24 protein-coding genes are annotated in these 25,019 nt (G+C 71.0%); 7 read left to right on the forward strand and 17 right to left on the reverse strand.

The window, feature by feature from the left end:
- Positions 1-384 precede the first annotated feature (384 nt).
- Complete coding sequence (locus tag ACTIGN_RS02610) at positions 385-678, forward strand: hypothetical protein (RefSeq protein ID WP_439621038.1); 294 nt, start codon at positions 385-387, stop codon at positions 676-678.
- 274 nt (positions 679-952) lie between these two features.
- Positions 953-2,203, forward strand: coding sequence for a DUF1501 domain-containing protein (locus tag ACTIGN_RS02615; RefSeq protein ID WP_439621040.1), 1,251 nt, complete (start codon positions 953-955; stop codon positions 2,201-2,203).
- A gap of 89 nt (positions 2,204-2,292) precedes the next feature.
- On the opposite strand, the gene ACTIGN_RS02620 is transcribed toward ACTIGN_RS02615, so the two are convergent.
- Complete coding sequence (locus ACTIGN_RS02620; RefSeq protein ID WP_439621042.1) at positions 2,293-3,600, reverse strand: S8 family serine peptidase; 1,308 nt, start codon at positions 3,598-3,600, stop codon at positions 2,293-2,295.
- A 167-nt stretch (positions 3,601-3,767) separates the two neighbouring features.
- On the opposite strand from ACTIGN_RS02620, the gene ACTIGN_RS02625 reads away from it, so the two are divergent.
- The 3 genes from ACTIGN_RS02625 to ACTIGN_RS02635 all read left to right on the forward strand — a co-directional run bounded on the left by ACTIGN_RS02625 (position 3,768) and on the right by ACTIGN_RS02635 (position 8,665).
- Positions 3,768-5,495, forward strand: coding sequence for a 7TM domain-containing protein (locus ACTIGN_RS02625; RefSeq protein ID WP_439621044.1), 1,728 nt, complete (start codon positions 3,768-3,770; stop codon positions 5,493-5,495).
- A 52-nt stretch (positions 5,496-5,547) separates the two neighbouring features.
- Positions 5,548-6,462, forward strand: coding sequence for an alpha-L-glutamate ligase-like protein (locus ACTIGN_RS02630; RefSeq protein ID WP_439621045.1), 915 nt, complete (start codon positions 5,548-5,550; stop codon positions 6,460-6,462).
- Between the two features lie 205 nt (positions 6,463-6,667).
- Positions 6,668-8,665, forward strand: a complete 1,998-nt coding sequence (locus ACTIGN_RS02635; RefSeq protein ID WP_439621047.1) for a hypothetical protein — start codon at positions 6,668-6,670, stop codon at positions 8,663-8,665.
- A 32-nt stretch (positions 8,666-8,697) separates the two neighbouring features.
- Here the strand turns inward: ACTIGN_RS02635 and ACTIGN_RS02640 are convergent, their stop codons facing one another.
- From ACTIGN_RS02640 to ACTIGN_RS02655, 4 genes are read right to left on the reverse strand one after another with little or no spacing between them, the layout of a single operon-like run.
- Complete coding sequence (locus tag ACTIGN_RS02640) at positions 8,698-9,003, reverse strand: hypothetical protein (protein ID WP_439621048.1); 306 nt, start codon at positions 9,001-9,003, stop codon at positions 8,698-8,700.
- A gap of 41 nt (positions 9,004-9,044) precedes the next feature.
- Positions 9,045-9,536: a hypothetical protein gene (locus ACTIGN_RS02645; protein WP_439621050.1), complete on the reverse strand. Its 492-nt coding sequence runs from the start codon at positions 9,534-9,536 to the stop codon at positions 9,045-9,047.
- Positions 9,533-10,000, reverse strand: a complete 468-nt coding sequence (locus tag ACTIGN_RS02650) for a hypothetical protein (RefSeq protein ID WP_439621052.1) — start codon at positions 9,998-10,000, stop codon at positions 9,533-9,535. The genes ACTIGN_RS02645 and ACTIGN_RS02650 overlap by 4 nt, the downstream gene beginning before the upstream one ends.
- 42 nt (positions 10,001-10,042) lie before the next feature.
- Complete coding sequence (locus ACTIGN_RS02655; protein WP_439621054.1) at positions 10,043-11,533, reverse strand: aldehyde dehydrogenase family protein; 1,491 nt, start codon at positions 11,531-11,533, stop codon at positions 10,043-10,045.
- Between the two features lie 222 nt (positions 11,534-11,755).
- Here ACTIGN_RS02655 and ACTIGN_RS02660 point away from each other — a divergent pair, with 222 nt between their 5' ends.
- Complete coding sequence (locus ACTIGN_RS02660; RefSeq protein ID WP_439621056.1) at positions 11,756-12,775, forward strand: AAA family ATPase; 1,020 nt, start codon at positions 11,756-11,758, stop codon at positions 12,773-12,775.
- 32 nt (positions 12,776-12,807) lie between these two features.
- On the opposite strand, the gene ACTIGN_RS02665 is transcribed toward ACTIGN_RS02660, so the two are convergent.
- The 12 genes from ACTIGN_RS02665 to ACTIGN_RS02720 form a co-directional block, all read right to left on the reverse strand.
- Complete coding sequence (locus ACTIGN_RS02665; RefSeq protein ID WP_439621057.1) at positions 12,808-14,448, reverse strand: leucine-rich repeat domain-containing protein; 1,641 nt, start codon at positions 14,446-14,448, stop codon at positions 12,808-12,810.
- Positions 14,449-14,536: 88 nt separating this feature from the next.
- Positions 14,537-15,355 carry a leucine-rich repeat domain-containing protein gene (locus ACTIGN_RS02670; protein ID WP_439621059.1) on the reverse strand — a complete coding sequence of 273 codons (819 nt, stop codon included), beginning with the start codon at positions 15,353-15,355 and terminating at the stop codon, positions 14,537-14,539.
- A 435-nt stretch (positions 15,356-15,790) separates the two neighbouring features.
- Positions 15,791-17,182 carry a serine/threonine-protein kinase gene (locus tag ACTIGN_RS02675; RefSeq protein WP_439621076.1) on the reverse strand — a complete coding sequence of 464 codons (1,392 nt, stop codon included), beginning with the start codon at positions 17,180-17,182 and terminating at the stop codon, positions 15,791-15,793.
- Positions 17,179-18,096: a DUF5692 family protein gene (locus ACTIGN_RS02680; protein WP_439621060.1), complete on the reverse strand. Its 918-nt coding sequence runs from the start codon at positions 18,094-18,096 to the stop codon at positions 17,179-17,181. Before ACTIGN_RS02680 ends, ACTIGN_RS02675 begins: the two co-directional genes overlap by 4 nt.
- Positions 18,097-18,487: 391 nt before the next feature.
- Entirely contained in the window at positions 18,488-20,137 is a 1,650-nt protein-coding gene (locus ACTIGN_RS02685; RefSeq protein WP_439621062.1) for a serine/threonine-protein kinase, read from the reverse strand.
- A 28-nt stretch (positions 20,138-20,165) separates the two neighbouring features.
- Positions 20,166-20,702: a sigma-70 family RNA polymerase sigma factor gene (locus ACTIGN_RS02690; protein WP_439621064.1), complete on the reverse strand. Its 537-nt coding sequence runs from the start codon at positions 20,700-20,702 to the stop codon at positions 20,166-20,168.
- A gap of 89 nt (positions 20,703-20,791) precedes the next feature.
- Positions 20,792-21,058, reverse strand: a complete 267-nt coding sequence (locus ACTIGN_RS02695; protein ID WP_439621065.1) for a hypothetical protein — start codon at positions 21,056-21,058, stop codon at positions 20,792-20,794.
- Positions 21,055-21,306 carry a hypothetical protein gene (locus tag ACTIGN_RS02700; protein WP_439621066.1) on the reverse strand — a complete coding sequence of 84 codons (252 nt, stop codon included), beginning with the start codon at positions 21,304-21,306 and terminating at the stop codon, positions 21,055-21,057. Before ACTIGN_RS02700 ends, ACTIGN_RS02695 begins: the two co-directional genes overlap by 4 nt.
- A 53-nt stretch (positions 21,307-21,359) precedes the next feature.
- Complete coding sequence (locus tag ACTIGN_RS02705) at positions 21,360-21,617, reverse strand: type II toxin-antitoxin system RelE/ParE family toxin (RefSeq protein WP_439621067.1); 258 nt, start codon at positions 21,615-21,617, stop codon at positions 21,360-21,362.
- Positions 21,617-21,862, reverse strand: a complete 246-nt coding sequence (locus ACTIGN_RS02710) for a hypothetical protein (protein WP_439621069.1) — start codon at positions 21,860-21,862, stop codon at positions 21,617-21,619. Before ACTIGN_RS02710 ends, ACTIGN_RS02705 begins: the two co-directional genes overlap by 1 nt.
- Before the next feature lie 71 nt (positions 21,863-21,933).
- Positions 21,934-22,194, reverse strand: coding sequence for a hypothetical protein (locus ACTIGN_RS02715; protein WP_439621071.1), 261 nt, complete (start codon positions 22,192-22,194; stop codon positions 21,934-21,936).
- On the reverse strand, positions 22,194-22,442 hold the full coding sequence (locus ACTIGN_RS02720; RefSeq protein WP_439621072.1) for a hypothetical protein: 249 nt from the start codon (positions 22,440-22,442) through the stop codon (positions 22,194-22,196). The genes ACTIGN_RS02715 and ACTIGN_RS02720 overlap by 1 nt, the downstream gene beginning before the upstream one ends.
- A 921-nt stretch (positions 22,443-23,363) precedes the next feature.
- On the opposite strand from ACTIGN_RS02720, the gene trpE reads away from it, so the two are divergent.
- Complete coding sequence (trpE, locus tag ACTIGN_RS02725; RefSeq protein ID WP_439621074.1) at positions 23,364-24,899, forward strand: anthranilate synthase component I; 1,536 nt, start codon at positions 23,364-23,366, stop codon at positions 24,897-24,899.
- Positions 24,900-25,019: the final 120 nt, after the last annotated feature.

Consider the following 25,019-nt stretch of genomic DNA (forward strand, 5'->3'; position numbering starts at 1 on the left):
CGGGTGCCAGGTGGCGGAGCGTGCGCAGCAGGTTGGCGGCGGTTCGTCGCCCGGTCGTGAGGATGGCCCCGGCCAGCAGTGCGGAGGCACGTTGGTAGGTGGGGCTGGTGAAGTGCAGCGCCAGAACCTGAACCAGCGGGTGGGCCTCGGGTGGTAGAATCATGGCGGCCGTCCGTGGGCGAGAGCCATGGGGTCGTCAGCAACCCTCATGCTAACCCACGGACGGCCGCTGAGAATCGGCACCAGTCGAGCTTAGAGGCTCTGCCAAAACCTCCTGCCACCCCCTGATTTTCAAGGCGTTTTCGGGGTTTTGGCAGAGCCTATAAATTTGCCGAGATCGTGGCCGAGAACGTGTGCCGATTTGGAGGTGCATGGATTCAAGGTGTGGCACTAACCGAGCCCCAACTGCGGGAACGGTCGAGCCACGCCGAACTCATCCGCGATATCTTCGGGAACCCCCTCCGCCCCGTCGCATTCGCCCCCAAGTGGCGCACGTCAACGGCGGTCGCGCTGGCGCAGGGGATGTACGAATCGCGAGACTTCGGCGCGATGCCGATCCTCGCCGACGCACTCCAGGACGCCGGTTGCGGCAGCGCCGACGTGCTCGACCACTGCCGCGGGCCGGGGCCGCACGTCCGCGGCTGCTGGGTCGTCGATCTGGTGCTGGGCAAGGAGTAACCGCCCTCCTGAGCCGCTGATGCGGCGACCGAATGTAGCCAGGGGTGCGGCCCGCTTCGGGCAAACCCCTGGTCCCGAGGCGGACGCTCCAGGACCAGGGGTTGCGATCGCGGACTCGCTCCACCCCTGGCTACCATCGGTCGCCCCTCCGGGGCTACAAACCGAAAGCACCGCCGGCGCTGTACGCACACGAACCGAAACCCGGCGGTGCGGGGCAGGGTAGTTCCCTCCGCGTCGCCTCACGATGGCGGCGCGAACGCCCCCGAGCTTCACCATGCACCAGTTCGACTGCAACACCCACGCAACGCGGCGCACGTTCCTCGCGGCGGGCGGCCTCGGCTGGCTCGGCACCGCACTGGCGCGGTCGGCCGAGGTCGAGAAGGCCCCGGCGAAGTCCGTCATCATCCTGTGGATGGCCGGCGGGCCGAGCCAGCTCGAGACGTTCGACCCGAAGCCCGGCACCAACATCGCCGGCGGGTCGCTCGCTCTCGATACGTCCGTGAAGGGCGTCCAGCTCGCGGCCGGGTTCGAGCAGCTCAGAGACCAGATGGAACACGTCGCCCTCGTGCGGTCGGTCACCAGCCTCGAGGGCGACCACGAGCGCGGCACCTACACGCTTAAGACTGGCAACCGCCCCGACCCGACCGTCAACTTCCCGTCGCTCGGGGCGATCGCGTGCCACGACCTCCCCGCCGGGAACACCGAGATCCCGCGGCACGTCAGCATCCTCCCCGGTCCGTGGCCGGCCCGCGGCGGCGTGCTAGGTGCGGAGTACGACGCCTTCAAGATGTACGACCCGGCCGACCCGGTGCCCGACGTGAAGGCGAACGTGCCCGCCGAGCGGTTCGCCGACCGGCTCAAGGATCTCGACGTGGTCGAAGGCGCGTTCGCGCAGGGCCGCGGCGGGCGCGTCGGCAACACCGGCCACCGCGACACGATGGAGCGCGCCCGGCGCATGATGAGTTCCGACCAGCTCAAGGCGTTCGACGTGTCGAAGGAACCGGCCGCGGTCCGCAAGGAGTACGGCGACACGCCGTTCGGCCGCGGGTGCCTCGCCGCACGGCGGCTGCTCGACGTCGGCGTGCGGTGCGTCGAGGTCACGCTCGACGGGTGGGACACGCACGCGAAGAACCACGAGTTGTGCGCGAAGAACGTCGCGGTGCTCGACCCGGCGTTCGCGGCACTCGTTCGCGATCTCAAGAAGCGTGACACGCTGAAGGACACGGTGGTGCTGTGCGTCGGCGAGTTCGGCCGCACGCCGGTCGTGAACCCGGTCGGCGGCCGCGACCACTGGCCGCACAACTTCGCGGTGGCGATCGCCGGCGGCGGGGTCCGCGGGGGAATCGTGGTCGGCGAGAGCGACCCCGAGGGCAGGAAGAAGCCGAAGGACCCGGTGCCGGTGGCGGACCTGCATGCGACGGTGCTGAAGGCGCTCGGCATCAACTGGGAGCGCACGCTCCGCGGGCCAGTCGGCCGCACGTTCCGCCTGAGCACCGGGAGCCCGGTTCAGGCGCTGCTGGGGTGACGCGCCTGATAAATACGAAGCACGAGGCACGAAATCCGAACAGGGCTAAAGAGCCGTGTTCGGATTTCGTGCCTCGTATTTTGAGCCGCTCACTTCGCCCGCGGTGCCGGGGCCAGGTGCGGGAGCCACACGAGCCCGTGGCCGGTCTCGCAGTCGTGGCCGCTCGGCCCGAGATCGCGTGCCCAGCCGGTGATGTACTTGCGGGCCTGCGCCGCGGTCCAGTCGGAGTTCCGCGAGAGGCACAGGACGGCGGCGGCGGCGGCCTGCGGGGTGGCGCACGAGGTGCCGCTGAACGGCCGCGACCGCATGAACGACCCGAACGGGATCGGGGCCACCACGTCCGGCTTCGGTTGGGCCGAGTTCGGCCCGCACGCGCTGAACGAGGCCCGCTTGAAGCTCGCGTCCACCGCACCGACGGTCACCACCTCGGGGCCGTCGCCGGGGAACGGGATGCTCCCGGCCAGCTTCACTTCGCTGAGGTACGCCGCGAGCGAGTTCAGGTGGAACTTGCCCGGCTTGCCGCTCAGTTGCTTCACCCGCAGGGCGTAGCTGATCCCCGAGCCGGACTTCGGCACGAACCGCGCCACCGACGCGGGCGGGTCGGTCTGCTGGCGGTACGTCACGCCCTCGGGCTGCTTGCCGGTCGCCGGGTCGATGACCTCGATCTCGTACCGGGCACCGGGGTCGGACCAGCACACTTCCAGCGACACGCGGCCGTCGTACCACGGGGACACGTTGTTCACGGTCACGTCCTTGGTCCACCGGTGGTAGCCGTCGGCGGCGGGGCTGAACACGCCCGACCAGTGCCGCTGGGCGGTGTTGCCGGCGCACGAGAAGAACAGCGGGTCGCCGGGCTTCGTGCCGTCGCCGAGGAGCTGCGAGAGCTTGCGGTGCGTCGGGCCGTTGCCCTCGCCGTCGCTCCAGCTCGGCATCACGACGGAGCAGGTGATGACCCTCGCGCCCTGGTCCTTCGCCCACCGCACGGCGTCGAGGAACGTCTCGGGGCTGTCGGTGTCCCAGTTCGAAAGGAGGATCTCGGCGTCCGGGGCGATGGCGTGGACGACCTCGGCGACGAGGACGCCGTGCTGGCTGTCCTTGTGCTCCAGGTTGCCGTCCTTGCGGGCGGACCGGGCGACGACGTTCGCCGGGAGCGACTTGCCGAGGTAGTCGCGGTACCCGCGGAACCCGGTGTCGAGGACCAGGATCTTCACCCCCTTGCCGCTGAACCCGGCCTCCTGCCAGTCGTCGACGCCGAGCCAGTCGAGGTGCAGGGCGCGGTCCTGGGGGAGCCGCTCGTCGCGGTTCGTGGCCCACGTGGGCAGCGTCGAGTCGGCGGCGGCCGCGGGGGCCGCGAGCAGCGCGACGGCGAGGCAACTCGCTACCAGGGGGATTCGCATGGCGGGAGGGGGGGGGAGAGTGAGGATTCTCGGGCGACGGCGGGTGTCCCGGCAGGAGTCTAGATGGTATCATCCCTTGAACGGATTCGTAAATAGGCTACGTGCGAATTTCTCGATTCGCCCTTGCCGCCGCCGGTGACATTCGACGCTGCCAGGACGGAGAGTTGATGTCGCGTACCCGCCTCACGGCTCTGACCGCGCTCGGGCTGATGGTCGCGTCGGTTGCGGTGTTCGTCACGCGCCGGGAGACCGGCGGCGTGGACGCCGGGCCGGTCGGCGCGTCGGTGTGGGAAGTGTCCATCTCGGTGCGGGGCGAGTTGCCGCCCGAGAAGGGCGCGAAGAAGACGCCCCGGCTGATCCTGAACTCGCCGCCGGACTTCCGCCGCCAGCACGTCACCGACATCTCGTGGAAGAGCGACGAACTGACCCGGCCCGCGGGCCGCGCCGGGGCGCGGAGCCCGCAGGAGCAGAGCGCCTGGAAGGCCCGGCCCGGGGCGCACCCCGAGAAGGGGTACCGGCTCAGCTACACGTTCCAGGTCGTTCTCGGGGCGCACCACCCGACCGACCCCATGACCCAGCGGACCAAGCAGCTCGACGCGGCCCCGCCGAAGGCCGACCCGCCCGACCGGCCGAGCAAGACCCGCCGGCCCACCCCCCGCATCCAGAGCCGCCGCCCCGAGATCGAGGCGCTAGCCCTCGAACTGGGCGGCGCGGGCACCGACCCCGCCGAGCAGTACCGGGCGTTCCACGAGTACATCACCGCCCTCCCCTACCTGAACACGCCGGGGATGACGGCCCTCGACTGCCTCCGCGACAACGGGGGCGACGATGTCGGCAAGAGCCGGCTGCTCGTGGCGCTGTGCCGGAACCGCGAAATCCCGGCCCGCGTCGTGGTCGGCATCGTGCTGAACCCGAACGCCCCGCCCGTGCTGCACCGGTGGGTCGAGGCGTGGGTGAAGCCCGGCGACCGCGCGAGCGAGCAGTGGGTGCCGGCGTGCCCGACGTTCGGCCAGTTCGGGGCGGCGAAGTGGCCCCCCAACTACCTCGTGATGCGGCTCAGCGACGGCCTCGTCGCCAGCGCCCTCGCCCCGCCCCGGGTCACCCTGTTCGCGCGGCAACTGCCGACCACCCCCCAAGACGAGTCGCGGGTGAAGGCGTTCTGGCGGGCCTTGTCGCTCAACAGCCTGCCGCCGGCCGAGCAGCACCTGGCGAAGTTCCTCGTGCTGCTCCCGCTGGCCACGGTCATCGTCAGCGTGTTCCGCGTGCTGATCGGCACCCGGACCTACGGCGTGTTCACCCCGGCGCTCCTGGGCCTCATCTTCCGCGACCTGCGGAACCTCCCGTGGGGGCTCGGCATCTTCACCGCCACGGTCCTCGTCGGGTGGCTGTTCCGCAAGCTCCTCGACCGGTACCACCTGCTGCTGATTCCGCGGACCGCCGTGATGCTCACGCTCATCGTGCTGTTCCTGCTCCTGGTGCTCGGGGCGACCGCGCGGGCCGGCGTCGCCCTCACGGGCTACCTCGCGCTGTTCCCGATCATCATCCTGACGCACATGGTCGAGCGGTTCTGGACGCTCGAAGCCGAGGACGGGCTGCGGTCGTCGTTCCGCACGCTCCTCGGGACGGTGATGGTGGCGGTCGTGGTGGCGCTGTGCCTGAGCCCCGACGCCGTGGGCCGGTGGGTGTTCCGGTTCCCCGAGACGCTCGGCGCCGTGCTCGCCGTGCTGCTCCTGCTCGGCCGGTACACCGGGTACCGGCTCACCGAACTGTACCGGTTCCGGGACGTGATCGAGTTCCAGGACGAAGCGCCGCCGGCCGCGAAGGTCGAGGCGAAGGGGCCGGAGGCGAACGGGAAGCCGGTCGGGGCGGGCGCGGCCCCGGAACCGAAGGGGTGAGGCCGGTACTGGTGCTTACCCCGGCAGGGTCGAACTGAGCGGAGGACCTCGCATGTTCTGGCGGTCGCGAGTCCGGGCGCTGCGGGCCGCGGGGGTGCTCGGGATGAACGCCCGGAACACCGGGTGCATCCTCGACCACAACCCCCGGGGCCGGTTCCCCTACGTCGATAGCAAGCGGAAGATGCACGAGCTGTGCCGCGAGATCGGCGTGCCGACCCCGAGCCTGTACGCCGCGCTGCTGTCGCACTCGGCCCTGCACCGGCTCCCCGCGATCCTGGAGCGGCACCCGGACTTCGTGCTGAAGCCGGACCGCGGCGCCGGCGGCCGCGGGATCCTGGTGATCACCGGCCGCGACGGCCCGAATTACGTCCGCCACAACGGCTCGCTCCTCGCCCCGGAGGAGTTGCGGCAGCACGTCTCGGGCATCCTCTCGGGCCTGTTCTCGCTCGGCGGCACCGAGGACGAGGCGCTCGTGCAGCAGCGGGTGGTGCCGGACCCGGCGCTGTCGCGGATCAGCTACCAGGGGACCGCCGACATCCGCGTGATCGTGTACCGCAACGAGCCGGTGATGGCGATGCTGCGGCTCCCGACGAAGGCGTCGGGCGGGCGGGCGAACCTGCACCAGGGGGCGATCGGCGCGGGCGTGGACATCGGGTCCGGGGTGACGCACCACGCGGTGCTCCGCGACCGCCGGGCCGAGGTCCACCCGGACACCGGCGAGAGCGTGATCGGCTTCCGGGTGCCGTATTGGTCGGACATCCTGGAGATGTCGCGCCGCGTGAGCCGGGCCGTCGGCATGGGCTACATCGGGGCCGACATCGTACTCGACCAGGCCCGCGGCCCGCTCCTGCTCGAAGCGAACGCCCGCCCGGGGCTCGCCATCCAGATCTCCAACGCCCGCGGGCTGTGCCCGGAACTCGAGCGGGTGAACGCGATGAAGACGGAAGCGGTGGCTTCGGGCACATGACGCGAGGTCCGGTGAAGCGGAGCCGGCGGCATGGTTTTGCCCTCTCCCCTTGCGGGAGAGGGTGCCGCGAGTCTTCGAGCGGCGGGTGAGGGGTGAGACCGTCCGAGGCGCGGAGGCTTCACCCCTCACCCGGCCGCGAAGCGCGGCCACCCTCTCCCGCAAGGGGAGAGGGCCACAGACACCGGCCATCTGAGAGGGGACCGCGATGCGCGTCGTTGCCTGTCTGCTCCTGCTGCTCGCCATCGGGGCGACAGTGACCCGCACGCCGGCCCAGCCGCCCGCCCCGCAGCCACCGGTTCCGCCGCGCGGCGGGACCGTTGTTCTGGCGGGCGAGATGCCCGAACCCGATCTGATCGCGCTCGGCGTCGCGGTCGCCGCGGCCCAGCCCGACGCCGACTTCCTCCTCGACACGCCGCGGGCCGGGGCGATCGTCAAGCCGTTCCTCGACCGCCTCAAGCCCGCGGCCGTCATCCCCGTCGGCGCGTTCCCGAAGGGCCACGACGCCGCGAAGCGCTGGGGCGTCGCCGACCCCGTGCTCAAGCCGACCGAGGCCGACCCGGTTGCGTTCGCGTGGTCGCTGTTCCCGAAGGCCGAGCGCGCCGTGGTCGCGCCGCGGGCGCCGACCGCCGAGTTACTCCACGCCGCGTCGCTGGCCGGCGCACTGAAAGTTCCCCTGTTCGTGCTCCGCGAGGGCGACGACCCGCTCAGGGGGCTGAAGGAACTGCTCGCGCCGCGGGGGGTGAAGTCGCTGGTTGCCGTTGGGGCCGCCGTCTCGCCGTGCAAGGCGCTCGGGGGCGTGACGGTCGAGGAACTCGCCGACGCGGCCGCCGCGTCGCAGGCGCACCGCAGGGAACTCGTGCGGACCGGAAAGATCGATCTGCTCGTTCTCACCAACCCGGCCGATCAACAGAAGCTCCACAGTCTCGCGCCGTGGGCGGCCGTGAAGAAGCGTGCCCCGCTCTTGCTCACCGCGGCCGACGGCAAGGACGCGGGGGCCGTGGTCGCCGGCGCACTCAAGGACAGGGATCTGTCTCGCGCCGACGCGATGATCGTCGTCGCGGACCAGACCGCCGTGCCGCCCGTGAAGCGCGAGAACCCGGCGAAGGGCAAGGACGAGCAGATCGAGGTGGACCAGTGGATCCCCGACGGCGACGGGCTGATCTCGCTCACCACCGGCCGCGTGTTCCACGTCGACCGTGCTCTCGTTCCGCTCATGTTCGCGCGGCAGCGCCTGCTCGAACGCGCCCCCGGCCCGCCGAAGATCCTGATCGCCAGCAACCCCGGCGACGGGCTGCCGCTCCTGGAGACGTTCTCGCGCAACACCGGCCGCGAACTGGCGAACGCCGGGTGGAAGGTCGAGGGCCGCTACGGCAAGACGAACCTGACCGCCAAGGAGCTCCGCGACCTGCTGCCCGAGCAGGACGCCTTCCTGTGGGAGGGCCACTACCGCACGCTCATCGACACCTTCGAGTTCCCGAAGTGGACCGAGCCGCTGCGGCCGTCGGTGATCTTCCTCCAGAGCTGCCTGGCGCTGAACGCCGACGAGGCGGCGCTGCTGTTCGACCGCGGGGCGGCGGCGGTGGTGGGCACCCCGAACCGCACGTACTCCGGCTCCGGCGGCGCGCTGACGCTCGGGTTCTTCGACTCGCTCGCCTACGACGGCCGCACCACCGGCGCGTCGATGCGGCACGCGAAGAACTTCCTGGTGCTGTACGCGGAGCTGAAGGCCAAGCGGCTCGGCGACGCGGCCAAGCTCGGCGGGGCGAACCAGCGGGCCGCGTGGACGTTCACCATCTGGGGCGACCCGACGGCGCGGATGCCGAAGCCCGCCCCGCCGGCCGACGCGATGCCGGCGCTGAAGTGTACCGTGGTGAAGAACACGATCGCGCTGGCGCTGCCCGAGAAGAAGTACCCGTCCACCGACGTGCCGCCGTTCAAGGCCGAGATGTGGCCGGGCGGCCGGCTCGCGGGGCTCATCACGACCGACATCGAGGACCGCTGGCTGGCCCCGCTCGCGTTCGTCGAGGTGCCGCTCGACGGCCCGGCGGGTCAGGAGCCGCACCTTTCGTCGAAGCTCCCGGGCAAGAACTGGGTGTTCCGCTGGGACGCCCGCCGCCGCGTCGGCTACCTGCTCGTGCTGCCCCGCGAGAAGGACGAGAAGGGCGTCGAGTTCCGCGTGAAGTGGGACGGGCCGACGCCGTGATTCACGTTGATTGTTCGATCCCTACCGACACCTCATCCGGTTTCCGGGTGGACGGTAACGAGTTCGACGTGATCGTTGGCCTGGAGTATCTCCATGAGCACGTCGCGGAGGGATTCGCGGGGCTGATACGGCACCCGCACGAGAGCAGACGCGCATTCCTGCCAGCCCTGGAGGATCAACCGATAGCGTTCCTCCGCCGGCCACGAGAGATTATCGTTGAACGCATTGAGGTTGCCGGTCCAGTGGCCGCCGACGTGTCGGCAGAACCCCTCGTTGAAGGCGGTGATGAAGTCCTCGAACGAACGGACTTCAGCGACCCGCACCACGAACGCACGCATCTCGCGGCACCGCATTGAGAATGTGACCGGGGCACTCCTTCCTACCGTGGGGCTTCGGCGGCCCAGTGCGGTGCGACGCCGTCGGGCCAGAGCGGGCCGAGCGCGTCCGGCGGTACGGGCGTGTCGTCGGCCCAGTTCCCCTTGCGGGCCAGTGTGCGGAGCCGGGTGAGGTCGCGGCGGATGCACCGCAACTGCGCCGTCAGCGGCGTGTCGGTGGTGGCCGTCGCGAACAGGTACTGGGCGACCGCCGCGGCGACGTGCGTGGTCGCGTCAACGGCCCCCGGCGGCACGCGCTGCTCGCACCGGGCGGCGAACGCTTCTCGCGCCAACTTCGGGAGCGCCGCGACCTCGTCCGGAGTGGGAACGAGCGCGACATTCGACCGCGGGCGCTCGGACGCCGGCGACTTCGGGACCCCGATGCCCGGAATGCCGGGCATCGGGATCCGATACGTCGGTGGGCCAACTTCAACGATTTCCAGCCCCTCGTAATTGGGACCGGGGATCAGGTGCCCCCCGCGTCTGTGCGAACTCATGTCGAAACTCCTATCCGTATGTACTCTCGTGACCGGGTCCGCTCCCCCGACCAACGGGTCGGGTGCCACAGGCGGAAGACGTACCGCCCCAACCCCGGGAACGGGTACTGTGCGTCGCCCGGTGTGTTGCGGAACACCCACGCTCGGCTGCGAACGTCGCCCGGTCGTGTGAACTGAACCACCCCGACAGGCCGCTGCCAGATCTCGACTTCCTTGCCGCCCGGTGCGTCGAGCCACACGCAACTGATCGTCAGCGGTGGTGTCGATCCGGGGCGGTCTCGGAGCCAGTAAATCCGGGCGTACAGCCAGAACTCGTCGGGCTCGAACGGGAACTCGGTCCCTGGCGGCACCTCGAACACGTAATCGACGCCGCTCAGTGTGCTGTTCCGCTGCGGGCGGCGCACGTCGGGGTGTTCCACCGACGTGCAGAACACCAGATACTGCACCGCGAACCGTTGGGCCATCGGGCGAACTCCGCTACCGCTTCCATCGTACCGCGGTGCCCGTCACGTCGCCATCGTGACGGTCTTCACCTCGGTGTAGAGTTGCAGCGCGTACTGGCCGAGTTCGCGGCCGAGGCCGGACATCTTGAACCCGCCGAACGGCGCGCCGGCGTCGAACACGTCGTAGCAGTTCACCCACACCGTGCCGGCCCGGAGCCCGTGCGCCAGCTTCAGCGCCTTCTTCACGTCCCGGGTCCACACCGCCGCCGCGAGCCCGTACACCGACTTGTTCCCGCGGGCCAGCACCTCGTCGGCGTCCTTGAACTTCAGGATGCTCATCACCGGCCCGAAGATCTCCTCGCGGGCGATCGTCATCTCGTCCTTGACGTCGGCGAACACGGTCGGCTGCACGAAGTACCCGGCGTCGCCGACACGGCCGCCGCCCACGACCATGCGTGCCCCGTCCTGCTGCCCGGCGGCGACGTACCCGAGCACGCGGTCCATCTGCTCCTGCGACACCTGGGGACCCTGCTCGCTCGAAGGGTCGAACGGGTCGCCGACCCGGCGGCCCTTCGCCTTCGCCGCCACCTTCGCCACGAACTCGTCGTACACCGACTCCTGCACGAACACCCGGCTCCCGGCGCAGCAGCACTGCCCCTGGTTGAAGAACAGCCCGAAGTACGCGCCCTCGATCGCCGCGTCGAGGTCCGCGTCGGCGAAGACGATGTTCGGCGACTTCCCGCCCAGTTCCAGCGACACCCGCTTGAGGTTCGACTGCGCCGCGGCGGTCATCACGATCTTGCCCGTGCCGGTCTCGCCGGTGAACGCGATCTTGTCCACGTCCATGTGCCCGCTCAGCGCCGCACCGGCCGTCGGGCCGAACCCGGGGACCACGTTGATGACTCCGTCCGGGAACCCGACCTCCTGCGCCAACTGCGCGACCCGCAGCGCCGACAGCGGGGTCTGTTCCGCGGGCTTCAGCACGACCGTGTTGCCGCACGCCAGCGCCGGCCCCCACTTCCACGACTGCATGAGCAGCGGGAAGTTCCACGGGATGATCTGGCCGACGACGCCGACCGGCTCGTGCCGCGTGTACGCGAAGTACGGCCCGTTGATCGGGAGCGTCTGCCCGAAGTACTTGTCGGCCCAGCCCGCGTAGTACCGGTAGCACTGGACCGAGAGCGGCACGTCGGCGGCGAGCGCGTCGGCGATCGGCTTGCCGTTGTCGAGCGTCTCGAGCGCCGCCAGCTCCTCCTTGTGCGCCTCGACCGCGTCGGCGAGCTTGTACAGCAGGTGCCCGCGCTCGGAGGCGTTCATCCGCCCCCACGGGCCGGTCTCCAGCGCGGCGCGGGCCGCCTTTACGGCCAGGTCGACGTCGGCCCTGTCGCCTTCCGCCACGTTGCAGATGACGCTGCCGTTCGTCGGGTCGAGCGTCTCGAACGTCTTGCCGCTGACGCTGTTCACCCACTTCCCGCCGATGAGCATCTTCTGGTCGGCGACCTTCGGCCGCGTGTGCTTCGGCTTCGACGTGACCACGGTGGCGGATGCGGACATTGGGGAGAGCCTCCGGTTGAGGGGCGACGGTGTGCGCGATGTGAGCGCCGTCATTGTCCCCGACGATTCTGCCGAGTCAACCGAACGAACGTAGCGCAGAATGTGCACAGGCGTTCAAAATGATTCCGGGCGACAGGCACACCCCTCGTCCGGAACCATTCTGAAGTCCGGAATCAACCACACAAGACCGGAAGAAAGACTGTTCCAACATTTTAACCCACCATGAACGCACTCGACTTCAACCCGCGACCGCTCGACCAACTCGATCCCCCGCAAGGGGTAGCGCCCGAGGAGTGGCTCTGGGACGGCTACCTCGCCCGCGGCGGGATCACGCTCCTGACCAGCCGGTGGAAGTCCGGAAAGACCACGCTCCTCGCCGGGTTGCTCCGGGCACTGGGCGGGGGCGGGACGTTCCTCGGCCGCCCGTGCGCCGCGGCGTCGGCTCTGGTCGTGTCGGAGGAGTCGGCGGCCCAGTGGGCCGAGCGGGTCCGGGCGGTCCCGGTCGGCCCACACACCCTGCTGGTGTCGCGGCCGTTCGCGGGCCGCCCGACGCCCGACCAGTGGGCCGGCCTGGTCGGCCGCGCCCGGGAGGTCCGGGCGGCGGGAAACCTCGACCTGTTCGTGGTGGACCCGCTCGCGTCGTTCCTCCCGGGCCGCAGTGACAGCGACCCGGCCACGCTCCTGGACCTGCTCCACCCGCTCCGGGCCCTCGCCGAGACAGGGGTCGCGGTCCTGGTGCTGCACCACCCGCGGAAGAAAGCGGCGGAGGAGGGGAGCGCGGCCCGGGGCAGCGGCGCGCTGCTCGGCTTCGTGGACGTGATCCTGGAGTTGCACCGCTCGGGCACCCTGGCCGCGGACGCGACCCGGCGGCGGCTAACGGGGTTGTCGCGGCGGCCCCAGACGCCGGAGTCCCTGACCTACGAGTGGGTGCCCGGGACGCCCGAGTTCCGTGCGGTCGCGGACGTCCGCTCGGCCCGGTTCCGGGAGAACTGGGCGGCGGTGCGGGCGCTCCTGGCGACCCGGGAGCGTGCGGTCACGCACAAGGAGTTGCTGGCCGACTGGCCCGCGGACCAGCCCCCGCCGTCGGCGACCACGTTGTACGAGTGGCTGACGCGGGCCGCCGCCGAGGGACTGGTGGTGCGCACGGGCAACGGGACGAAGCCCGAGCCGTTCCGGTTCCGCCTGCCCAACGAACTGGACGAGATGCTCGGCCGCCTCGACCCGCTCCCGCCGCGGTGGTGACGGGGCGGGCAGGACCCGTCTGGTCCCCTGCTCTAGCGGGCAGGGGACCAGACGATCAGACAGTTCGGCAGCGCCCGCCGCAGTTCCTTGACGCCCTCGAAGGTGACCTTCGTGCCGTAGAGTTTCAAGCTCGTGAGGCTCTTCAGCGCCACGAGGGGCTTCAGGTCCGCGTCCGTGACCGTGTTTCCGTTCAAGTCGAGCGTGGTGAGGCCGTGCAGCGCGGCGAGTTCCACGAACGCTCGCCCCGGCACCGCACGCGGTACTATCGGGGGGCGGAGTCTGAGGGAGATCAGGTTCGGCAGGGCGGCGAGTTCCCTGAACCCCGCCCCCGACTCGCCGGCGTAGGTCACGTCGAGCGTGGTGAGGCCCTTCAAGGCCGCGATGCGTTTCATCCCCTCGTCCGCCACCGGGATGCAGACCAGCGACGTTAAGCTCCCGAGGCCGGCGAGGGACCGCAGTCCCGCCTGGGTCACGCCGTGGGAAGTGATGTCGAGTGAAGTGAGTCGGGGTAAGGTCGCGAGTTCACCCAGTTCGTCATCCGTAACCAAGGTGTCACTCAGGTCGAGTGACGCGAGACTTCTCAGCTTGGCGAGTTCCTTCATCGGGAAGCGGACGACGAGCGCATTGGCCGGAGATGAGAGGTTGAGCGAGGTCAGCTTCGGGAAGGCGGCGAGTGCCTTGAGACTCGCCTCCGTCACCACCGTGGAACTCAAGTCGAGGGCGGTGAGGTTTTCCAGGGCCGCGATCTCCTTGAGCCCCGCGTCCGTTACCGCGGTGCCCCGGAGGCGCAGAGACGTCAGCGTTGTCAAGGGGGCGAGTTCCTTGAGCCCTTCGTCCGTAACCGTCCCGCCCCGGAGGTCGAGCGCGGTGAGGTTCGTCAGGACGGCGAGGTTCCTGAGTTCCTTGGCCGGAATGTTGGCCGTGCTGAGTTCGAGGGAGGTCAGGTTCGGCAGGGCGGCGAGTTCCCTCCACCCCGCGCTGGTTACCGGGGTGGCACACACGTTCAGCGAGGCAAGGCCCTTGAGGGCGGCGAGCTCGTTCAGTCCGGCGTCCGTCGATTTCGAACCCGCCAGGTTGAGGCTCTTGAGGGCCGCAAGTTTCCGCAGGCCCGTTCCCGCCACTCGGGTGGCGGAGACGTCGAGCGCCGTGAGGTTCGGGAGCGCGGCGAGTTCCTTGAGCCCCGCGTCCGTCACCCCCGTGCGACTCAGGTTGAGCGTGGCGAGGTTCTTGAGCGGCGCGAGTTCCTTGAGGCCGGCATCCGTCACCCCCGTGCGGCTCAAGTTGAGGGTTATCAGGTTGGACAGCGGCGCGAGTTCCTTGAGGCCGGCGTCCGTTACCCCCGTGAACGTCAGGTCGAGCGAGGTCACGTTGACCAGTGGCCCGAGTTCCTTCAGGTGGGCATCGGTCACCTTCTGACGGTCCCAGCCGAACAATACGCTCGTGACGGGCCGGCCCGGCCGCGTCTCGTCCCGAGTTACGGCCGCGTCCAACTCTGCCAGCCGCGCAACTGCCGTGTCTTCGGGGGTGGGGGGCCGGTCCGGTTGCGGGTCGCCGGGCGGGGCGACCGCACCGGGGGCCGCCGGCAGGGAGGGGTCGGCGGGGGCGGGCTTGCCGCATCCGGCGATGACGAGGGCACCACCGGCGAGAACGCCGGCTACGAGCAGTCGAGACATGGGCACGTCTCCGCGAGAAGGGGCCGCCGCCATTGTCCGGCGGCCGCGTGGCGAGTCAACCGCCAAAGCGGCGCCGGCCGCGATCGCCTCACCATGTGATCCGGCAGTGCGGCAGCGCCTTCTGGAGTTCAGCGACGCCCGCGGCGGTGACCGACGTGTACGACACATCGAGTTCGATGAGGCCCTTCAGCGCGACGAGTTCCTTCAGGCCGGCGTCGGTCACCCGCGTGTACGACACGTCGAGGCGGGAGAGGTTCCGCAGTGCCGTGAGTTCCTTCAGACCGCTGTCGGTCACCGGGGTCTCGGTCAGGTCCAGGTTCTCAAGCGACCCGAGCCCGGCGAGATCCTTCACGCCGCCGTCGGTTACGCCCGTCCTCGTCAGGTCCAGGTCTCGGAGCACGGGGAACTTGGCGAGTTCCTTGAGCCCCGCGTCGGTGACCTGGGTGTGGCCGAGGTCGAGTACGGTGAGCCGCTGGAACGCCGGCAACTCTTCCAACCCGGCGTCGCAGACTTGTGTGGACGCGAGGCAAAGGTGGTCGAGGCGCTCCAACGGGGCGAGTTCGCGGAACCGCGAGCCGTTGACCTTGGAGAAGGTCAGGTCGAGGAACGTGAGTTGGTCGAACACGCCCACGTCCTGAAGCGCCGCGTCCGTGATGCCCACCAGCCACAGCCGCAGAGTGGACAGGTGCTTCAGCGGGGCGAGGTGCTTGATGTCCGCGTCGGTGAGGTTCCCGTACCTGGAGAAGATGTACGTGACGGGCGCGTCGGGCGGCGAGTCGTCGCGGGAGACCCACGCGCCCTTCCGTCTCGCGTACTCCTCGGCCCGCTCCTCGTCCGTCTGGACCTTGCACCCGGTGGCCGCGAGTGCGGCACCGGCGAGGAAGAGCACCGCGAGGAATCGGGACATCGGCACGCCTCCGCGAAAGTTGAACCGGTGGAGGAAATGGTCCGCGTGCCCGGGTCGAGGTTCAGGTGGTGCCCCCTCACCCGCGACTCGCAGGGCCTCGTCGCGACCTCTCCCCCCGGACCGGGGGCGAGGTGGGGCTCACCGGCCCAGTGGCACGGGCTTCTGGCCGGTGCAGGCGAACACAGGCCAGAGGCCCGTGCCACCAGAACCAGGGGGTACACCTCGCCCCCGTCCGGGGGAGAGGTCGCCGCGCTTCGCGGCGGGTGAGGGGGTGCCACGCGGTTCGCCCGACACATCGGCACATCCTACCACCGCTCCGAAGGGCACCGCCAGTGCGTGGCGGCAGCGCGGCGACCGTTCGCGGTGCGCGGCACTCACGCGCCCTCGACCATGCGCACCACCTCGGCCGTTGTCCGGCGCGGTCGCAGAAGCTGGTCAGGCCGCGGGGTGGTCCCGCGGGGCGAACGTGACCGCCTTGGCGTACGACCAGTACCACATGATGGCGGCGACGGTGACCCCGTACGTGAGCGGGGCCGCGTGGGGCCACCACGCGGTTACCGGGCACAGGGCCATCACCAGCAGCCCGAACGGGAAGAACCGGCACCAGTTCGTCGACCCGATGATGAACAGCCCCATCCCGCTCACCGCGGCCAGCGCCGGGTACATGTGCAGCACCCGGTGGGCCGGGTGGTCCAGGGGCGGGGGCACGTACGCCGCGGTCAGGATCAGGTGCGCCGCGATGCTCCCGGCGGCGACGATGAGCGAGTGCCGCTCGGTCGCCGGGAGCAGCCGGAACCGGCGGAGCATGTACCACCACAGGACCGCGGCCATCGCCGCCCCGGACGCCGCGTTCACCCCCCACACCCACGCGGCCGACCCGCCGCCCTCGACCAGCCCGAAGATGGTGGCGTTCGAGGCCAGCACCAGCGCCCCGAACCACACGGTCACCGGCCACGAGTAGTCGGTGTGCGGCTCGGGCCGGATCCGGGCCAGTTGCCGGAGCCAGTCCCACAGCCCCGGGAGCTGGGCCGCGACCGGCTCGCCCACCAGGAACCGGGTCAGGTCGTCGGCCAACTCCCGGGCCGACGAGTACCGCCGGGCCGGGTCCTTGTCCAGGCACTTCTGGACCACCGCCTCCAGGTCCGCGGCCACGTCCGGGCGGAACTTGCGGACCGGCGGGGCGGTCGCGGCCGGGTCGGTGACGCGGCGGAAGATGCTCCCGATGTCGCCCCCGAACGGCACCTCGCCGGCCAGGAGCTGGAACAGCACCACGCCCAGGGCGTACACGTCCACGGCGGTGGTGAGGTGCCGCTCGCCGCGGGCCTGCTCGGGGGCCATGTAGGCCGGGGTGCCGGCCTCGGACGTGGCGGCCACGTCGACCGGGCGGGCCAGGCCGAAGTCGGCGACGTGGGGCCGCAGCTCGGTGTCGAGGAGGATGTTGGCCGGCTTCAGGTCGCGGTGGATGAGCCCCCGCTGGTGCGCGTGGTGGACCCCCAGGGCCGTGTCCCGGAGGATCTGCGCGGCCACCCGCTGGTCGAGCCTGCGGTCCGGCAGCCCCTTGAGCCACGTGGCCAGGGTGCCCCCGGTGAGCAGCGGCATCACCAGGTACGGGGTGCCCTCGGGGGTCTGATCGCACGCGAGTACGCGGACGATGTTCGGGTGGTCCAGGGACGCGACCAGCGCGGCCTCGTACCGGAACTGGGCGAGTTCCGAGTCCGACATCTCGTCGGTGGACCGGAGCATCTTCACGGCCACGTCGCGGCGGAGGACCGGGTCCGTGGCCCGGAACACGACCCCCATCGCGCCGCGGCCGATCTCCTCCTTCATTTCGAGCCCGCCGAGCACCCTGCGGACCGCGGCCCGGGTCGCGCCGGACCGCGAGAGTTCGGCCGGGTCGGGCGCGGCGGTGTCGGTGTGCGGACCGTCGGCGTGCGTCGCGTCGGGCATTGGGCGGCTCCTCGGGCGGCTCGGTCGGCACCCGAATCATACGCCGCCCGGCCCCGGCGTGCGCCGGCCGCGCTCCCGATTGCGACCGCCAGCGCCGCCCCCGCCACCGCTACCCCGGCCCGCTCGTCGCTCCAGGCCGACGTGTCGAGCCAGGGCCGCAGCGCGGCGTCGATCGTCGCCGTCGCCACCAGGATGAGCCCGAGCGTGAAGGCGCGGGCCTGGACCCAGAGCCGCGGGTCGTAGGCGGCGACCACGAGCCCGCACGCGAGGACGGCCGTGTGCTGCCCGACCAGCGCCGGGTAGTTCAGGTACACGAACGCCCAGTTCCACACCGTGTACGCGACCACCCACCCGCGGGTGAGCCCGTACCGCAGGTCGCGAAACTCGCCCGTTGTGTCCACCCGGGTGGCCCGGCGGGCGTAGGGCTGGGTGGCGACGAGCAGGAGCCCCGCGGCCGCATTCAGCTCGTGGGCGAGCCCGCCCCCGATCAGGTCGGTCACCATCGCCTCGATGATGTTGCCCGCGAGCAGCACCGGGATGCCGAGCCGCGCCCAGGCTCGGTCGCCGAGCCGCGTGAACCGCAGCGCCGTGCCCCAGACCACGCAGAAGCACACGGTGTACAGCTTCAGCCAGCAGAACGGGTCGAACGAGTTCACCCGCACCCAGTACGGCGTGAGCGCCAGCGGCACCGCCAGGAACAGCGCCCACGCGGCCCACTTCCCGGCCCGCCGGAGGACCTCGAAGGTGACGTACAGTGCGGCGAAGAGCGCGAGAATCTTGAGGGCGACGGGCATTGGGGCGCCTCGGTCGCGTGGGTGCGCGCGGCTCCCCGGGCGGCGCTGGGCCGCGGGCAGGGGCGAGGGCGATCACGCGGGGGTGAAGGGGGCGGCGAGGTGACGTGTGCGCCGCGGGTGCGGGGCCGGGGAACCCGGTCGCACCTACGAACTCAGCGGGCGAAGCGGCGAACTCTTACGCGGGAAGTTGCGAGAAGGGAGGGGAAGTGCAGGAGCGCGCTGCGGTGCCGAGTTGTTCGCCTCACGCGGGCCGCCACGGAGGGCGGCCCCTACAAACCGAAGACGAGCACTCTGGTAGGGGCCGCCCTCCGTGGCGGCCCGCCAGTCGCCGATGACATCAACCGAGAGGCGCGTCGTCGGCCCGCGAGCTTCTCCTCAACGGGACTGGCGGTCACCCCGCGACGCGGGCGGCCTCGGCGGCGCGGTGGACGCGGAACAGGTGGAGCGCGACCCAGAGCTGGAACGTCGTGTTCGACAGCGCGTAGGCGCCGGGCCAGAATCGCGTCGGGATCAGCGGCAGGCACGCGGCGAACGCGATCAGTAGCAGGCCGGCGACGTAGAGCCGGCCCCAGTACGTGACGCCGTGCGCGAAGATGCCGAGCCCGACGATCGCCGCGAACGGCTGGATGATCGCGGCCGCGCCCCCGCCGGGGAGCCCCAGGTACGCCGGGATCTGCGCCGCGCACGCGGCCATCATGCCGTACTGGAGCGCGGCGCTGGTCCGCTCGACCGACGTGAGCACCCCGCGGGCGCTGGCCCGCATCCACTCGACGATCGCGGCCCACGCGCCCAGGTAGTAGGCCAGGACCGCGGCGAGCACCCAGGTCGGCGCGTCGAGCAGCACCGCGGCCTGGAACCCCACCATTGCGACCAGCGTCGACGCCCCGCCGACGACCGGCGACCACCAACTCCGCATCGTCGGCGTCTCGCGCCGCCACTCCAGCGCGCGGAACACGCCGGTGCCCCACCCGGACCGGGGCGCGTCGGTCTGCGGCTCGTCGTTCAGGAACCGGTCGAGCGCGTCGGCGACCGCACGGGCCGTGGGGTACCGGTCCTCGGGCCGCCGGGCCAGGCACCGCGAGCAGATCGCGTCGAGGTCCGCCGGCAGGTCGCGCCGCGCGTCGCCGGCCCGGGGCACCGACTCGGCGTCGTCGGTGAGGCGGCGGAGCACGCGGACCGCGTCGTCCCCGTAGGGCCGCGCCCCGGTGAGCAGCTCGAACAGGATCGCCCCCAGCGCGTGGACGTCGACGGCGGTGGTCAGGTGCCGCGCGCTGCGGGCCTGCTCGGGCGCCATGTACGCGACCGTGCCGGCGACCCCGGCGGTGCTCGCGTCGCCCGCGTCGAGCCGCCGGGCCAGCCCGAAGTCGGCGACGTGGGGCCGGCCGGCGGCGTCGAGCAGCACGTTCCCGGGCTTCAGGTCGCGGTGGATCAGCGCCCGCTGGTGCGCGTGGTGGACCCCGAGGGCCACGTCCCGCACCAGCGCCGCGGCGCGCTTCGGGGCGGGCCGGCGGTCCGGGCCGAGCCCCTTGAGCCACGCGGCCAGGCTCCCGCCGGTCATCAGCGGCATCACCTGGTACGGCGCCCCGCCGGCCTCGCCGGTCGCCAGGATGCGGACCACGTTCGGGTGGTCGAGCGACGCGACCGCCTCGGCCTCGAACCGGAACCGGTCCAGCTCCCGGCCCGACACCTCGCCCCCGGCCCGGAGCACCTTCACCGCCACGTCCCGCTTGAGCACCGGGTCGAACGCGCGGTACACCACGCCCATCCCGCCGCGGCCGATCTCCTCCTTCAGCTCCAGCCCGCCGACGGCCGCCCCGGGCCGGGGCTCGGCGAGCGGCGGGGGCGGCGCGAACACGTTCGGCCCGGCGAGGAACCGGGCCAGGTCGGAGGCCAGCTCGGGGTTGCGGGCGAGCCACTGCGCGAGCGGGTTCGGGGCGCCCGCGTCCTCGGCGGCGAGCACGATGCCCAGCCCCTCGGCGACGCCGTAGTCCGCGGTCCGGTTCGAGAACGGGTGCGACGCCGCGGGCGTGTCGGGCGACATTTGCGGCCTCGGGGATCAGTGGGCGTGGTCAGGCGTCGGCCAGGAGGCCGCGGAGCGCGGTCACGGCGCGGTGCAGCAGGAGCGACACGGCCCCCTCGGACCGGCCCAGTTCGCGGGCGATGTCGGTCACCTTCATTCCCTGCAGGTGCCGCATCTCGACGGCGACCCGCTGCGCGTCGGGCAGCTCCGCGAGGGCCGACGCGAGCCGCACGAACCGGTCGTTGCGGTCGGCCCGCTCGCTCGGGGACGTGTGGTCGGCGGCGAGCCAGTCGGCCATCCGCACCGACGACGCGGCCAGCGCGCCCGGCGCGAGGTCGCCGCGGTCCCGGGCGAACTTGCGGGCCGCGTCGATGACGTTGTTCGCCAGCGCCCGCCGCAGGTACGCGAGCACCTCGTGGTCCGGCCGCCCGGCGAGGCGGTCGGGGGCGCGGACCGCTTCGAGGAGCGTCTGCTGCACGAGGTCGGCCGGGTCGAGCTTGCCGCGGACCCACCCGGGGAGTTGGTACGCGGCCCACACGAGGAGGGCGGGCTCGTGGCGGGCCAGGTCGGGCGGTTCGGCGGACATGTGCGGGCTCCGTGGGCACCGGTCCCAGCGTGCGAGTCGCCCCAATCTTACGCGAAGTGTCAGAGAATTGCGCGAATCGCTGGGGTCGGTCAGAACAGCGGCGCGCGGAGCCGCACCCGCAGAATGTGAGCCTCGCGGTCCGCGGCCGCGACTTTGAGGTCGACCACAAGCGGATCGAAGAACGCGACCCGCAGCCCGTTGCCTCGCGACTCGCCGGCGGTATCGGCGTCGGTGCGGAGAGCGGCCGTCATCGCCTGGAGCGCCCGCGCCAGTTCGTCTTTCGGCTCGGGGTGGTTGCGGACGATGAACTCCATCTGGTCGAAGGCCTCGTCGGCCCGCATCAGGCGGAAGTTCATTCGCCGTCCTCCAAGAGCTTGAACACGTCGTCCATCGTCTTGGTTGGGGGCGTCGCGGCGATGCGCAGCAACTCCTCGTTCGTCACCTCGGCCTTGGCCTCCTCGATGACGCGCCGCGTCCACGCCTCGTAGTCCCGCGGCGACATCGCGTACGCGACGGTCCGGCCCTCGGGGTCGCACAGTCGGGTCGCGGCGAGCGACTTGGTGACCCTTGCGGCGGTCGCGGCGTCCAGGGTGATCTCGCTCATGCTCGGCCTCCGAAGGGGAATCTCACAGCGATTGTACCACCGAGCCTCGGGCGTTACGGCGTGCGGAGCCGGACGAGGCCGATCTCGACCACGCGGCTCGCCTCGTCCACCGCGTAGAACACGGACAGGTCGCCGGCGAACATGACCCGCATCTCCTCCTCGCGGGACTCGCCCCGGTTCAGCGGGTCGGTCGAGAGTTGGTGGGTGACCTGCCGCAGGGCGGTCGCGAACTCGTGCTTCCGGGCCGGGTAGAGCCGGACGATGCGGGCCATTTCCTCGAACGCCTCGTCGCTCCAGACGAGCAGGAACATCACTCCCCCTCCAGGAGCTTGAACACCTCGTCGGTGGTGTGCCGCTTCGGGTTCGCGAGCGCCCGGCGGAACTCGTCGAGTGTTGCGTCGGGGGCGCGGCTGCCGGCAGCCCGGCGCAGCGATTCGTACTCGTCGGGCGACAAGAAGTACCCGACCGACTTGCCGGCCGGGTCGGTGAGCGGGACGTGGCCGCCGGTGGTGGTCAGCTTCGCCACCAACTCGGCGTCGAGAGGGACGGGGGACATGGCGCGCTCCTCGGTGCGGGGTCACTGGCGATTGTACCACCGCGGCCGGGGCGTCCCAAGCCGCCCGGACATCACGCGGTGAACCGGGCGCGGACGCGCACGACCGTTGCAGTCATCGCTCCGGCGTCGGCTACGAAGTAGACGGTGAGCGGGCCGGCGAACAGGACGCGGAGGCGGCCGCCCCGCGACTCCCCGGCGGCGTCGGCGTGCGCCCGGAGCCGCCCGGTGATCTCTTGAAGTGCCTCGGCGAGTTCGTCTCTGCGGGCCGGGTTGTTGCGAACGATCTGCGCCATCTGGTCGAACGGGCGGCCGCCCCAGACGACGGCGAACATCAGTTCCCCTCCAGCAGCTTGAGCACTTCGTCGGGGGTGTGCCGCCGCGGGTCCGCGAGCACCTCCTGCACCTCGTCGTCGGTCATCTCGCCGAACGCCTCGTCGTACAGCGCCTTCTCGACCCGCTTGTACACGTCCGCGGGGACGAGGTAGCCGAGCGTGTGCCCGCTCGGGTCGCACACCCGCGTCGCGGTGGCCGCCTTCGCCACGGTCGCAGCGGTCGCGGCGTCCAGGGTGATCTCGCTCATGCTCGGCCTCCGAAGGGGTGTGCAACCCCGATTGTACCACCGCGGCCGCGGCCATCGAAGTGCGGGAGCGCGGGGTCAGGCTTCACCAACCGTCACCTGACGACGAGCTATCTGGTACGGCCTGCCGTCGCGCTGACGGGGGCCACTCCCAGACCTCGAACCGCGTCAAACGCCAGTCGGCCACACGGCAACCCACCCCGGGCTCGTCGCCGAGGTAGCAGACGGACCGGAACTGGGACGCGATCAGAGCCGCCGTCTCCGGCCAGCCGTTCCCGTGGTAGCCCCCGGGGCGGTCCACCAGGTACTCCCGCCAGTCCGCCTCCCAATCTGCCAGCCGCCAGGCGTCGTCGTGCGGCAGGAACCGCCCGCCGAGTGCAACCGGCGGAGCGTCGCCGCCGGCTACCGGGACGAAGAGGTACGCCTCATGCCGCTCGTCGCAGAGGTCGGCCACGAGGCACCGATCCGCCGGCGAAAGCTCCGCCCACCATTGCCGTACGTCATCCCGATCGGCATCGGCAACCGCGACGAGTAGCGCGGGCGGAAGTTCCTCCAAGTGCGCCTCCGCCCCTGCGGCCGAAATTGTCATCGGACAGATGTCATCGGACAGATCTGCGTTTGCGGTCCACCTAACATCGTCGAACACCCGCCAAGGTAACCCGCACCACAAGAGCTTACAAGACTCGTACCCTGATGGGGCGCTCACTCAGATACGTAGACCGCCGCGATCTGCCGATCACGGTTTCAGAAGCCAAACGCCGGGCGAGCCGTGTGTGTCAACACACGGGCTCGCGTTGACCCGTGTGTTGACACACGGCTCGCCCGCCGCGCAACACGGTGGCCGTAGCCGGGGCGTCCCAAGCCGTTCGGAGGGCACGCCGATACACCATCTCCTCACGCGACACACCGACCGAGCCCGTACCGATGCCGCACTTTCCGCCGTTCGAGCAGTTCCGCGAGCTGGCCCGCACGCACACCGTTGTGCCCGTGTACCGCCGCCTCACCGGCGACACCCTCACCCCGGTGTCCGCGTTCTGCGTCATCGAGGAGGGCGACTGGTCGTTCCTCTTTGAAAGTGTCGTCGGCGGCGAGCGCGTCGGGCGGTACAGCTTCCTCGGGGCCGGGCCGTTCCGCACCTTCGAGGCCCGCGGCACCAAGACCCGCACCCGCGACGGCTCCGGCCCGTGGGTCGAGGGCGAGAGCGCCGACCCGCTCCGCGTCCTCGAAGAGATGATCGCCGCCTACCGCGCCCCGCACCTGCCGGGGCTCCCGCGGTTCTGCGGCGGGGCCGTGGGGTACGCCGGGTACGACACCGTGCGGTACGTCGAGAAGCTCCCGAACGCCCCGCCCGACGACCGCAACCTGCCCGACCTCTGCTTCGGGTTCTACGACCGCATGGTCATCTTCGACCACGCGGCGAAGACGATCCTCGTAATTGCCAATGCCCAGGTCGGGGACCGGGGATCGGGGATCGGGGATCGGGAAGACGGCCTGCGGGCCGCCTACGACGCCGCGTGCCGGCAGGCCGATCAGCTCGTGGAGCGCCTCCAGCGGGGCGTCGCCGGTCTGCAACTCACCGACATCAACCCGAGCGCCGCGAACTCCCCGGGCTTACGCCCGGGGCTCGCCCGGATCCAATCCAACTTCACCCGGGCGGGGTTCGAGGCCGCGGTCGAGAAGGTCCGCGAGTACATCAACGCCGGGGACGCGTTCCAGATCGTGCTGAGCCAGCGGTTCCGCACCGAGACCACGGCCCGCCCGTTCGACATCTACCGGGCGCTGCGGGTGGTGAACCCGAGCCCGTTCATGTTCTACCTGCGGGCCGGCGGGGTCACGCTCGTCGGCGCGTCGCCCGAGATCATGTGCCGGGTCGAGAACGGGGTCATCACGAACCGCCCGCTCGCCGGCACCCGCCCCCGCGGCGCGACCCCCGAGCGCGACGCCGAACTCGCCGCCGAGCTGGTCGCCGACCCGAAGGAGCGGGCCGAGCACATCATGCTCGTCGACCTCGCCCGCAACGACGTCGGCCGCGTCGCCGAGATCGGCAGCGTGAAGATCGGCGACCTGCTCACGGTCGAGCGGTACAGCCACGTCATGCACCTGTCGAGTACCGTCACGGGCACACTTCAACCCGGCCTGACGGCGTTCGACGCGCTGCGGGCGAGCCTCCCGGCCGGCACGCTGAGCGGCGCGCCGAAGGTGCGGGCGATGGAGATCATCGACGAACTCGAACCGCACCGCCGCGGGCCGTACGGCGGGGCCGTCGGGTACGTCGACTTCAGCGGGAACATGGACACGTGCATCGCGCTCCGCACGATGGTGCTGCTCGGCCAGACCGCCTACGTGCAGGCCGGTGCGGGCCTGGTCGCGGACAGTGTTCCGGCGAGCGAGTACGAGGAGACGGTGAACAAGGCGATGAGCCTGCTGCGGGCGATCGAGGTGGCCGAGACGCAGTTGTGAACAGGAAGAGTGTTTATCCGCAGATTTCGCAGATGGACACAGATTGGAAGACAGAACAGCATCCCGGGCGAACCCTGAGCGCCAGCGAGGGGGTAAGCGTCACCCCCTCGCTGGCGCTCA

Source organism: Gemmata sp., assembly GCF_051859125.1.
In the GTDB taxonomy this organism is placed as follows: domain Bacteria; phylum Planctomycetota; class Planctomycetia; order Gemmatales; family Gemmataceae; genus Gemmata.